We start from the raw sequence: 11200 nt of genomic DNA on the forward strand, positions 1-11200 counted from the left end.
GTCGGGCTGGCTCCCAGCTTGTGGCCAGATCTTAAAATTCCCTGAATGGCCATAGCCAAACCATTGCAATCATTGGAACAAAAGTACTGCGCACCGTGCCCACCCACGCGAACCCCGGCGATCACCCCCCCTTTCACCGTCCTCAAGGCAGGGACGACGCCTCAAGCGCCCCCAGCAAGGCGCCCTGCAATTCCCTCTCCAGCTTGCGGGTCATGGCGCGGGCAAAGTCGGTGTAGTCCGCCGCCCGCTCGACAAAAGCGCCGGGGCCGTGGATCACCCGGAAGGTCAGATAGACCGCCAGCGCCGTTGTCGGGTCCTTCACGTCGCGCCAGTCCGGCACCGGCCCACCCGCCACCGCCAGCGCATTGATCGTCGTCTCGGCAAAAGCCGCCGCGCTGCGGACGTCCTCCGGAGCGGGCCCCGCGTTGAAGGTGCCATCCGTGGACAGGTCGATGACCTGCCGGTCGCAGGGCGGCGCCCGGTCCAGAAGGCCGCGGGCAAAGAGGATCGCCGACCCGGTCGCCGTCCGACTGCTGACCGCCACCGGACGCGGGAAGGCCGCGACGCGGAGGGCCAGCGCCTCCAAAGTGGCGCGACTGTCGATCAGCACCCAGTCGGCCACCAGCCCCTGATCGTCCGGTCCGCTCCAGGTGAAGATCGCCAATGCCACCGGACCGCCGTCAAGGATGGCCGCCTCCACCCGCGGCGCAAGAAGGGCCGCTGCCGTACCCTCGGCCTGCAACCGGTACTCCTCGGCATCGACCGAGGCCGACACATCCAGCCCCAGAACCAGCGCAATGGTGCAAGCCGCCCGCGCCCCCTCCGCTGCCGAAAACCAAAGCACGGCAGCAAGGCGGATGGCAGGCAACATATGGTCTTCCCTTCAGGTGTCGAACAGGTCCGCCCGCCCCGAATTCGGCGCTTCCAGCCCCAGATGCCGCCAGGCCTTCGCCCCCAGCATCCGGCCGCGCGGAGTGCGCAGGATCAACCCCTGTTGTAACAGAAATGGTTCAATCACTTCCTCAATGGCATCCCGCGGCTCGCTGAGCGCCGCCGCGATCGTCTCCACCCCGACAGGCCCCCCGCCATAGTTCTCGGCCAAAAGGGAAAGATACCGCCGGTCCGCCCCGTCGAGCCCCAGCTTGTCCACCCCAAGCCGGGTCAACGCCCGGTCGGCCAGAGCCCGGCTGATCCTCCCGCCCTCCTCGACCAGCGCGAAATCCACCACCCGGCGCAGAAGCCGCCCAGCAATCCGCGGCGTCCCCCGCGCCCGCCGGGCAATCTCGCGGCACCCCTCGGCCTCGGCCTGCACCCCCATCAGTCGCGCCCCACGGGTGACGATCTCGTAAAGCTCCGCCTCCGAGTAAAACTCCAACCGCGTCGGTATCCCGAACCGGTCCCGCAAGGGCGTGGTTAGCAACCCCAGCCGCGTCGTCGCCCCGACCAGCGTGAAGGGTTGCAGATCGATCCGCACCGTCCGAGCCGCCGGTCCCTCGCCGATCACCAGGTCCAGCGCGAAATCCTCCAGCGCGGGATAAAGCACCTCCTCCACCACCGGGGACAACCGGTGAATCTCGTCGATGAAGAGCACATCCCGCGGTTCCAGATTGGTCAGGATCGCCGCCAGATCGCCGGGCTTAGCCAGCACGGGACCCGAGGTCATCCGGAACCCCACCCCCAACTCCCGCGCCATGATCTGCGCCAGCGTGGTCTTCCCCAGACCCGGAGGCCCATGGAAGAGCGTATGATCCATCGCCTCCCCTCGCATCCGGGCGCTTTCGATGAACACCGCGAGGTTCGCCCGCGCCTCCGCCTGCCCGATGAACTCGGTCAGCATCTGCGGGCGGAGGGCCCTGTCGGTGTCCTCAGGCAGCTTCTCGGGGCGCAGGGCGGGGTCCGGCTCCATCCCTACCTCGGCGCCAGCAACTTCAGCGCCGACCGGATCAGCACCGCCGTCTCGGCCTCAGGCTGATCCCCCGCCACCGTCGCCACCGCCTGAGCCGCATCGCCCTGCCCGTAGCCCAGGTTCAAAAGCGCCGACAGCGCATCCGCCGTCGCCCCCGCCCGCCTTGCGGCCCCCTCATCCACCCGCACCGGCTTGCGAGCGGCCACCGGGGCGTCCTCGACCACCACATCATCCGCCCCAGCCTTCGCCGACAGCCCCACGCCCGCGGCCATCACTCCGGGAGCCTTCGCCTTCAGCTCCAGTATCACCCGCTGCGCCAGCTTCGGCCCGACGCCCGGCGCCGCCTGCACCGCCCGCGCGTCACCAAGCGTGATCGCCCGGCCCACGCCCTCGGCCCCCAACGTCCCAAGGATCGCCATCGACGCCTTCGCGCCCACCCCCTGCACGGTCATCAGAAGCTTGTGCCACTCCTTCTCCAGCATCGTCGGAAACCCGAAAAGCTGCAGCAGGTCCTCGCGCACCAGAAGGTCGGTGTATAGCGACACCGCCTCGCCCAGCCCCGGCAGCCCCGCCAGGGTCCGGTCGCTGACGTAAACGATATACCCCACGCCCCGCACATCGATCAGCACATGGTCCGGCCCCCGCCAGTCCAGCCGCCCCGAGATACGACCGATCATTCCGCCGCCCTCAACGCCGCCGCCAGCCGTCCCGACGACTGAACATGATGCGCATGACAGATGGCCACCGCCAGCGCATCCGCCGCGTCCGGCCCGGCAATCGAGACCCCCGGCAGATGCAGCCGCACCATGTGGTCAACCTGCACTTTGGCGGCATGACCCACGCCCACCACCGTCTTCTTCACGGCATTGGGCGCGTATTCCCCGACCGACAGGCCAAACTGCGCCGGCACCAAAAGTGCAATCCCCCGCGCCTGACCAAGCTTCAAGGTCGCCACCGCATCCTTGTTGACGAAGGTATGCTCCACCGCTGCCGCATCGGGGCGGTGGGCCTCAAGAACCACGGTCAGCTGCGAATGCAGCGACAGAAGCCGCGCGGCCAGATCGCCGTCGCCGCCGTCCGAATGACAGATCCCGTTGGCGACATGGGTCAGGCGCGAGCCCGCCACGTCGATCACCCCCCAACCCAGGTTCCGCAAGCCCGGATCGATCCCGATGACACGCATCCCTGCCCCTTTTCTTGCTCTTGGCGTCCGAATTAGCACGAAAAGCGAACATCCGCCAATGGCTTTCCGATTTCCGCCCGCGATCTGCCCATTCATTTTGCACTTGCAAAATCCGACGCCTCGCGGCAGAAAACCGACAGCGTTCGCGCTCTCTGCCAAAACCGACTGAAAAAATTGACAAAATTTTGACACGCGTCATGCAGCGGCTGCATGGCGGCCTTGCTTATGCTCAGCTTGCTTTGCACCTGCAGCACAGCTATCTGCCAAGCCATGGAGGAATAAGCCTCCGATTTGTGCAGTATGAGAACAAGGATGAAAGCCATGGCCGCTGTCGAGACGACCCGCCCGGCGCCCTTTGGCGCCATCACCACCTACCGTGCCATCGTGGCCCTGTCGAACGTCACCCGGACGTTTGCTGCCTGGAACGATGCGCGCATCACCCGCAAGTCGCTGAACAAGCTCTCGGACCGTGAGCTTGACGATATCGGCCTCTGCCGCGGTGACATCGAGTTCATTGGCCGCTAAGCGGCCGAAAGCCCGAAGGGCCGGGATGATCCCAAAGACGAGAATAGGGCCGCACCTAAAAGGTGCGGCCCTTCGTCATTCCAATCTTTGCAATCAACCTTGGAAGATCAACGCGGGAGTACGGACTGCAGCTGTGCCGACACCCAAAGCGACAGGGGATCCGCATGCATCAGCCAGGCGCCGACCGGGTCGAACCCGTCACCGGCCGCCAGCGCGCTGACGCGGCTTTCATAGGTCTGCGGGCCCACGAAGTAGTGGATAACGCCCTTCAGACAGACACCAAGTGCAAGTGCGAGCACCACCGGTTTCGCCAGCTTCAGAAGCCGTCGTCCGACCCGGCCCGACGCCTTTCGACTGATCGTTCCGGCGGCTTCGAAACCGTAGCCTTTGGCATGGGACTTCTCGATCCGCGAGACGCGGCTGTAGAAATCATTCAGGTTTGGATCAACCCACATATTTTTCACCCAGAGTAGCAGCTCTGACCATTAATGTTTGCCGCATGCTTATGGCTAAATTGCGGCACGTTCATCTTGTATTCATCTAAGCAGCCGTTCGGTCAAGGATTGTCCACAACTTCATGCTTTTTGTAGAACAAGCGTCGACCATTCCCCAATATCGTCGCGGTTTAGCAAACAATGACCTGCCGCAACGTAAGCCGCCGTGACCGACTCTGCCTGCTCCGCGAGCAAACCGGATAGAATCGCTCTTCCCCCGGTTGCAAGGTGAGTCGCGACCAACGGGGCAAGTTCGATCAGCGGCCCCTTCAGGATGTTGGCGAAGACCAGATCATACGGTGCCGACTCATAGAGAAGCTTGTGCGCAAAGCCTGCCGCCTCGATGCACTCGACCCGCCCCTCCAGCCCGTTGATCGCCACGTTCGCCTCCGCGACATCCACGGCCACCCGGTCGATGTCGCTTGCGATGACCACCGCATCCGGCAACGTCGCCGCTGCCGCCATCGCCAGAACCGCCGTCCCGCAGCCGATATCGGCGACCGTCGCGGGGCGCTCTCCGGCGGTCAGCAGCCGGTCGAAAGCCCGAAGGCAGCCAAGCGTTGTGCCGTGGTGGCCCGTGCCGAACGCCACCGTCGCCTCGATCTGCAACGGCACCCGGCCCGCCTCGCGCGGCACCTTGTCCGCGTCATGGCTTCCATAGACAAAGAACCGCCCCGCCTCGACCGGCGCCAATTCCCGCCGCACCTTCGCGACCCAGTCGATCTCGGGCAGCTCTGACAGGGCGAAGGGCTTCGCCCCGAAAGCCGCCGCCAGCACCTCCAGCAGCACCGTATCCGGTGGCTCCAGAAAGTACCCGCCAACCTCCCAAAGGCCCGAGCCATCCTCGATCTCGAAGACGCCCACACCCGTAGGCTCCGGCTCCATCCGCTCCATCGCGGCGGCAAGGCCCTGCGCGGCTTCTTCGCCGGGCAAAGTGGTCAGGGCGGAATAGGTGGGCATGGGGCGGCACTCCTTTGTGCGAGGCGCCTTACGCGGAAGGCGCCGGGCAAACAAGCAGGACACCCCAATTCTTCGCAGAAGAATTGTGCCCCGGTCAGGCCGAAACACCCGTCCCGATCGGGCAAGTCACCCCGGTGCCGCCGATCCCGCAATACCCGCCCGGGTTCTTCGCCAGATACTGCTGGTGATAGTCCTCGGCGAAGTAGAAGACCGGCGCGGGCAGGATCTCGGTCGTGATCGGCCCCATCCCGGCAGCCTTCAACGCGCCCTCATAGACCGCTTTCGAGGCCTTCGCGGCCTCCGCCTGCTCCGCCGTATAGGTGTAGATCCCCGACCGGTAGGTCGAGCCCACGTCGTTGCCCTGCCGCATGCCTTGGGTCGGGTCGTGGCCCTCCCAGAAGAGCTTCAGAAGCGCCTCATAGCTGACCACCTTCGGATCATAGATCACCCGCACTACCTCGTTGTGGCCGGTCAGCTGCGTGCAGGTCTCCTTGTAGGTCGGGTTCGGCGTGAAGCCGCCCGCATACCCCACCATCGTCAGCCACACCCCAGGCACCTGCCAGAACTTCCGCTCGACGCCCCAGAAGCAGCCCATCCCGAACATCGCCTCGGCCATGCCTTCGGGCACGGGGGACTTCAGGGGAATACCGGACAGGAAATGCGTCTCGGCTGTCGGCAACGGCTCCGGCCGCCCCGGCAGGGCCTTGTCGGGCGTGACCATTTCCATCGACTTGCGCGTGAAGAACATGAGGAACCTCCGTTTCTGATCCGGAATATAGGGCGCTCGCGGCCACAACCCAACGCCGGTTACAGCCCGATCACCAAGGGATTACTCCGCCGGCTGCGGCAGCCCGCGTGAGAACACCGTCTCGTACCCCGGCTCCGGATGGCGCGGGATCAGACAGATCAGACCGAACGCCACCAGCGCCATCCCCGCCCCCAGCACGAACACATAGTCCGGCGAGGTCGCCCAAAGATACCCCAGCGCCGCCGGCAGAAACACCGCCGCGATGTGGTTGATGGTAAAGGCCACCGCCGCCGTGGGCGCAATATCGCGCGGATCGGCGATCTTCTGGAAATAGGTCTTCAAGCTGAACGACAGCGCAAAGAAGAGCTGGTCCAGGATGTAAAGCCCACTCGCAATGACCAGCCCCCAGCCGAACCAGTAAAGCCCGCCATAGGCAAGGAACACCAAAGTCAGCCCGATATACTCGAACCCCATCACGTTCCGCTCGCCGTACCGCCCCAACGCCCGCCCCATCACCGGGGCCACCAGCATGTTGATCAGGTAGTTGATCAGCAGAAGCAAAGTCATCTCCGAGACCTTCATCCCGAACCGCTCCACCATCATGAAGCCCGCGAACACGACGAAAATCTGCCGCCGCGCCCCCGCCATGAACTGCAGCGCATAGTAAAGCCAGTACCGCCGCCGCAAAACCAGATGCTGGTGCTGCACATGCGGGCTTTGGAACTGCGGATAAGCCACCGCCGCGAATAGCACGATTGCAATCGTCAGCCCCCCCGACGCCAGATACACCGTGTCGTACTCCAGCCCCAGCCGGTCCCACAGCGCCACAATCGCCCCATAAGCCGCCAGCGACGCCCCCGCCCCCACCGCCACGATCCGCCCCAAGACCAGCGGAGCCCGCGCCTTGTCGATCCACTGCAGCTGCAACGACTGGTTCACCGTCTCGAAGTAATGAAACCCGATGGAGGAGAAGAGCGTCATCACCAACAACCCCGTGAACGTCGGAAACCACCCCGTCGCCACCGTCGCCGCCCCCAGAAGCGCCAGCATCAAAAGCGCCAGCACCTGCTCCCGCATGACCCAAAGGATGGTGATCACCACCACCGCCAGCAGCCCCGGAATCTCCCGCACCGTATGCAGCCAGCCGATCTCTTTCCCCGTGAAATCCGCGACCTCAATGACGAAGTTGTTCAAAAGCGCCGACCAGGTCGCGAAACTAAGCGGCATCGCCGCCGCCATCAGATAAAGCAACGCCTCCGGCCGCCGCCAGACGGGCAGGTTTCCGGCGTCAGCAAGCGGGAAGGGCGGGCGGGTCATTTTCCTCGCTTACACAGCAACGCCTCGGTCGAAAAGCAAAAGCTTGTTCCCCGCACAAAGTTGCAGGAAAGTCGGTGCGGCCAGAGGGAAGAGGGCCATGTCCGACAAGATCGAAGTCCAGAACGTCGGCCAGCCCGGCAAAACCTACCGCGTCGACGCCGCCAAATACGCCGAGATGCGCGCGGCTATGATGGCCGTCATCCATTCAGAGCCGCCAGGCCTCACCCCCGCCGCCATCATCGAGGCGGTGAAACCCCACCTCTCCCCCACCCTCTTCCCCGGCGGCGAGACCGCGGGCTGGTGGGTCAAATGCGTCCAGCTCGACCTCGAAGCCAAAGGCCTCCTGAAACGCGCCCCAAAGTCGCCGGTTCGGCTCTACCGGCCCTGACCCGATCAAGCCCGAAGCGGCTCCCTGACGTTTTGCAGGCTTACAGACCCGGCCCTAGGTCCACACTCGCGTCGTGGCCAGCGGCTCGCCGGCAGGGCTGAACAGCGGCTTCAGGTTCTTCGGCGCATATTTCATCTGCTTCCGAGTCTTGACCTTGTCGTCGGGCGACATCAGGCCAAGCTTGCCAAAGCGCTCCGCGACGCTCCAGTGGACCATTTCGTTGATCGTCGGCAGCGGCTTTCCGTTCGGGCCAAGCGGGCGATAGAGCTTCTCCAGAAGGTCGACCTGCACCTGCAGCTCGCAAACGCTGCGGATCGTCGGGGTCAGGCGATCCTTGACCGACCAGCCCTGCCGGGAATCGTGCGTCGGTCCAAGGACGTTGATCGCGGCAGCGACAGGCAGCAGGCCCGGTGTCGCCTCGTCGACCTGCAGTCCGGCCGCTTTCGCCCGGTCGATCATCCAGAGGAGCGGGATATCCGCCAGCTCACGATCCGCAAATCCGCCGCCCACATCGGCATGGCTTCCCGCGAACCAGACCTGTTCGATCCTGGCACCCGCCGGGACATCGCCCGTCCAGAGGGTAGGCACGAACTCGTCCCGCTGCTCGTCGATGGCAAGCGCCTGCGCACCATGCCGCACGATCCGCGAGGGAGTGGTGTCGTGAAAGCCGAAGATGCCGTCCGAGATTTCGCCCAGGATGCCGACCGGCACGCCAAGAGCACCAACGGTGTCCCAGACACCAAGGAAGTCGACCGCCACCTCGTCATGCGTCTCGATCTTCTTCTTGGCATTGCGCCTTACGAAGTCCTGCGGCGACCGGTTCTTGAAATCGCGATAGTAATTCCACGCGGTAGAAAGATTCGGCAGGCTCTGCCGCTTCAATAGCCCGACCGAGCCAAGAAGCCCCGAGAGCGACCGGGCGGCAAATGCGCCCCGCGAATAGCCGATGAGGAAAATCTCGTCGGCGGCGACGTCCTTGCCGCTCTCGTTCTTGTGGGCAGGCACGTAGTTCTGCGACAGGAACATATAGGCCGAACGGATGATGTCCTCGGTCCCCGCCCCGGTCGCACCGGCAAACAGCCGTTCAAGCCTCGACCCGCTGGTCCCCACCCCGCGCAGGTAGAGGCAAAGCTGGGGAACCCCGTCGCCTCCTGAATTGGCCCGGACAGCACGGGAAAGCCGGGCAACGTTGGTCTCGGCGCGTTCGCTGTCGACCGCGTTCCAGGTTCCGTCAAAACATACGACAAGTCGCTTGTGCATGGCGTTAATGCCTTTCGTTGGAATGTGCCGCCAAAGGGGCGGTTGAATAAACGGGGCAAGGCCCCAAGGATGATGCTGCGTCACTGCCCCGCAGCTGTCAATCGCCGCGCTCTACCACCGCCCGACCCTTGTCCATCCCCCCGGAGGACACCGACCTTTTCCGACACCATCGAAGTCCAGAACGTCGGCCAGCCCGGCAAGACCTACCGCGCCGATGCCACCAAATACGCCGAGATGCGCGCCGCGATGGAAAAGGTCCTCCCCACCGCTCCGCCCGGTGTCCCGGTTGCCGACCTGATCGAAGAGGTGAAACCCCACCTCTCCCCCACCGTCTTCCCCGGCGGCGAGACCGCAGGCTGGTGGGTCAAATGCGTCCAGCTCGACCTGGAGGCGAAGGGGCTGCTGAAGCGGGGGCCTAAGCCGCCGGTGCGCCTTTGTTGCCCGTAAAGAAGGTCCGGCACTGCGCTGTTTCGTCGGTTAACGAATTGTTTAGTTTGACGAGTTATCCGACCACGCGACAATCGTGGCCTATCCAACGGAGCCTGACCGATGACCTTCGAGCACTACCGCCACGCTCTTCTCGACAGCAAGAACGTGTACGATCCGCGCCTCTTGATGGCCCGGGAAGGAGCGCTTGAAGTGCGCTATGCGCCATTTGATCACGTAAATCCGAATGCAAAACTCGTGATACTCGGCATCACCCCAGGCGAGCAACAAGCTGACGCTGCAATCGTGGAGGTCGGTCGCGCGTTGCGCTCAGGTGCAAGCGATGCCGACGCGCTAGCCCGCGCCAAGGCGCATGCCTCCTTTGCTGGCCCTATGCGCGCCAACCTCGTTGCCATGCTAGACGCAATAGGGGTGAATAGCGCGCTTGGTATCGCCTCTTGTAACTCGCTTTGGAGCCAGGATGTGGGTCTTGTGCAGTTTGCGTCGGCGTTGCGCTATCCCGTATTCAAAGGCGGCAAGAACTATACCGGCTCTTCGCCGAAGATCGCGGCTTCTGCACTTCTGCGTGAGCATTTACTGAATTACACCGCCTCTGAACTTGAATCGCTACCAAAAGCTCTCGTCATACCGCTAGGTCCGGCGGTGCTGGAGGCTTGCCGCTATCTTGAGAGACAGGGCACGCTTGATGCGCGCCGCGTCATCGAAGGCGTGCCGCACCCATCAGGTGCCAATGGCGAGCGTGTCGCATATTTCCTCGGCAGGAAGGAAATCGGTGCACTCTCGGAGAAAACGGACCCACACAAGATCGACACAGGACGCATCACCGCTGAGAAGACGGTCGAAAAGTGGCAGACAACGGTTCGATGAAAGCAAGCCGTAGGGTCCCTGTTAGCAACTATTTTGGAGCGTTGAGCGCCACCAACCCTCACAAAAAACTATCTGGATCGATATCCACCGCCAGCCGCACATTCCCCGGCACCCTGAACTGACCCAGCCACTCCGCCACCGCCGCCTGCAACCGCACCGACTTCTCGGCCTTCACCAAAAGCCGCACCCGGCGCTGCCCCTGCACCCGCACAATGGGAGCAGGTGCGGGCCCCCAGACTTCGGTCCCGAAGCACCCGGTCCGCCTCCACGCACCCTGACCCACCCTTTCATCTTTGCCCAAGTATCCCCGCCGGAGGCTCCCAAGGTCGGGCGACGACCGCCCGCCTCGAAAATGGCGCGCCCCCGCCTCCGACGGAGAGCGGCACCCCTCACAAAAAACTCTGCGGATCGATATCCACCGCCAGCCGCACATTCGTCGGCACCTTGAACTGAGCCAGCCACTCCGCCAAAGCCGCCTGCAACGGCACCGACTTCTCCGCCTTCACCAGAAGCCGCACCCGGTGCCGCCCCCGCACCCTTGCGATCGGAGCCGGTGCGGGCCCCCAGACCTCCGCCCCGATCCGCCGCAAGGGCTCGGACCGCCGCGCAAGCTCCGCCCCGAAGTCAAACACCTGCGCCACGTCCGGTGACGACAGGATGATCCCCGCCATCCGCCCGTAAGGCGGCACCCCTGCGGCCCGCCGCTCCGCCGCCTCGGTCGCCCAGAACGCCTCCTCATCCCCCCCCAGAATCGCCCGGATCACCGGATGCTCCGGCTGGTGCGTCTGGAGCCACGCCTCCCCCTTCCGCTCCGCCGTCCGCCCCGCCCGCCCCGCCACCTGCCGCATCAGCTGGAACGTCTTCTCGGCCGCCCGAAGGTCCGACCCCTGCAGCCCCAGGTCCGCGTCGATCACCCCGACCAGTGTCAGCAGCGGAAAGTTGTGCCCCTTCGCCACGATCTGCGTCCCGATGATGATGTCGGCACCTCCAGCCGCAATGTCACCAATCGCCTCCTTCAACGCCCGTGCCGAACCGAACAAATCCGACGACAGCACGACAACGCGAGCCGAAGGAAACCGCGCCGCCACCTCCTCCGCCAGCCGCT

Annotated in this window: 15 protein-coding genes and 1 pseudogene; 4 read left to right on the top strand and 12 right to left on the bottom strand. The window is 64.5% G+C overall.

All coding sequences use genetic code 11. The annotated features are described in order from the left end of the window. Nucleotides 1-142: 142 nt before the first annotated feature. From ACRCSW_RS04375 to ACRCSW_RS04395, 5 genes are all read right to left on the bottom strand, one after another. Nucleotides 143-871 carry a DUF1194 domain-containing protein gene (locus ACRCSW_RS04375; protein WP_438702907.1) on the bottom strand — a complete coding sequence of 243 codons (729 nt, stop codon included), beginning with the start codon at nt 869-871 and terminating at the stop codon, nt 143-145. 12 nt (nt 872-883) lie between these two features. Beyond that, nucleotides 884-1906, bottom strand: coding sequence for a Holliday junction branch migration DNA helicase RuvB (gene ruvB / locus ACRCSW_RS04380; RefSeq protein WP_438702908.1), 1023 nt, complete (start codon nt 1904-1906; stop codon nt 884-886). A gap of 2 nt (nt 1907-1908) precedes the next feature. Further along, entirely contained in the window at nt 1909-2583 is a 675-nt protein-coding gene (ruvA, locus tag ACRCSW_RS04385; protein WP_438702910.1) for a Holliday junction branch migration protein RuvA, read from the bottom strand. Beyond that, complete coding sequence (gene ruvC / locus ACRCSW_RS04390) at nt 2580-3089, bottom strand: crossover junction endodeoxyribonuclease RuvC (protein ID WP_438702911.1); 510 nt, start codon at nt 3087-3089, stop codon at nt 2580-2582. The genes ruvA and ruvC overlap by 4 nt, the downstream gene beginning before the upstream one ends. Before the next feature lie 92 nt (nt 3090-3181). Then, nucleotides 3182-3412 carry a hypothetical protein gene (locus tag ACRCSW_RS04395; protein WP_438702913.1) on the bottom strand — a complete coding sequence of 77 codons (231 nt, stop codon included), beginning with the start codon at nt 3410-3412 and terminating at the stop codon, nt 3182-3184. Here ACRCSW_RS04395 and ACRCSW_RS04400 point away from each other — a divergent pair. Beyond that, the gene (locus ACRCSW_RS04400; protein ID WP_438702915.1) at nt 3411-3614 is read left to right on the top strand and encodes a DUF1127 domain-containing protein; all 204 of its coding nucleotides are present in this window, start codon (nt 3411-3413) and stop codon (nt 3612-3614) included. The two genes, ACRCSW_RS04395 and ACRCSW_RS04400, sit on opposite strands and share 2 nt — an antisense overlap. Before the next feature lie 107 nt (nt 3615-3721). Here ACRCSW_RS04400 and ACRCSW_RS04405 read toward each other — a convergent pair whose 3' ends face one another. From ACRCSW_RS04405 to ACRCSW_RS04420, 4 genes are all read right to left on the bottom strand, one after another. Then, the gene (locus tag ACRCSW_RS04405; RefSeq protein WP_438702917.1) at nt 3722-4069 is read right to left on the bottom strand and encodes a hypothetical protein; all 348 of its coding nucleotides are present in this window, start codon (nt 4067-4069) and stop codon (nt 3722-3724) included. Nucleotides 4070-4189: 120 nt separating this feature from the next. After that, on the bottom strand, nt 4190-5068 hold the full coding sequence (locus tag ACRCSW_RS04410; protein WP_438702919.1) for a 50S ribosomal protein L11 methyltransferase: 879 nt from the start codon (nt 5066-5068) through the stop codon (nt 4190-4192). Between the two features lie 94 nt (nt 5069-5162). Further along, nucleotides 5163-5816, bottom strand: a complete 654-nt coding sequence (msrA, locus tag ACRCSW_RS04415; protein ID WP_438702920.1) for a peptide-methionine (S)-S-oxide reductase MsrA — start codon at nt 5814-5816, stop codon at nt 5163-5165. Nucleotides 5817-5897: 81 nt separating this feature from the next. Beyond that, the gene (locus ACRCSW_RS04420) at nt 5898-7133 is read right to left on the bottom strand and encodes an MFS transporter (RefSeq protein WP_438702922.1); all 1236 of its coding nucleotides are present in this window, start codon (nt 7131-7133) and stop codon (nt 5898-5900) included. A gap of 97 nt (nt 7134-7230) precedes the next feature. Here ACRCSW_RS04420 and ACRCSW_RS04425 point away from each other — a divergent pair, with 97 nt between their 5' ends. Next, complete coding sequence (locus tag ACRCSW_RS04425; RefSeq protein ID WP_438702923.1) at nt 7231-7521, top strand: DUF6958 family protein; 291 nt, start codon at nt 7231-7233, stop codon at nt 7519-7521. A 54-nt stretch (nt 7522-7575) separates the two neighbouring features. Here the strand turns inward: ACRCSW_RS04425 and ACRCSW_RS04430 are convergent, their stop codons facing one another. After that, nucleotides 7576-8781 carry a DUF2235 domain-containing protein gene (locus tag ACRCSW_RS04430; RefSeq protein ID WP_438702924.1) on the bottom strand — a complete coding sequence of 402 codons (1206 nt, stop codon included), beginning with the start codon at nt 8779-8781 and terminating at the stop codon, nt 7576-7578. Nucleotides 8782-8850: 69 nt separating this feature from the next. Here ACRCSW_RS04430 and ACRCSW_RS04435 point away from each other — a divergent pair, with 69 nt between their 5' ends. Both ACRCSW_RS04435 and ACRCSW_RS04440 read left to right on the top strand, forming a co-directional pair. Continuing rightward, complete coding sequence (locus ACRCSW_RS04435) at nt 8851-9228, top strand: DUF6958 family protein (RefSeq protein ID WP_438702926.1); 378 nt, start codon at nt 8851-8853, stop codon at nt 9226-9228. 102 nt (nt 9229-9330) lie between these two features. Continuing rightward, entirely contained in the window at nt 9331-10095 is a 765-nt protein-coding gene (locus ACRCSW_RS04440; protein WP_438702928.1) for a hypothetical protein, read from the top strand. Nucleotides 10096-10153: 58 nt separating this feature from the next. On the opposite strand, the gene ACRCSW_RS04445 is transcribed toward ACRCSW_RS04440, so the two are convergent. Together ACRCSW_RS04445 and ACRCSW_RS04450 are read right to left on the bottom strand one after the other, a co-directional pair. After that, nucleotides 10154-10528 (bottom strand): hypothetical protein, encoded by a 375-nt coding sequence (locus tag ACRCSW_RS04445; RefSeq protein WP_438702930.1) that lies wholly within the window; start codon nt 10526-10528, stop codon nt 10154-10156. Continuing rightward, nucleotides 10485-11200: pseudogene (locus ACRCSW_RS04450) on the bottom strand (replication restart helicase PriA); the annotation flags it as partial. The gene ACRCSW_RS04445 and the pseudogene ACRCSW_RS04450, both read right to left, overlap by 44 nt.

The sequence above is a fragment of the Tabrizicola sp. genome (genome assembly GCF_051645465.1).
GTDB lineage: Bacteria > Pseudomonadota > Alphaproteobacteria > Rhodobacterales > Rhodobacteraceae > Tabrizicola.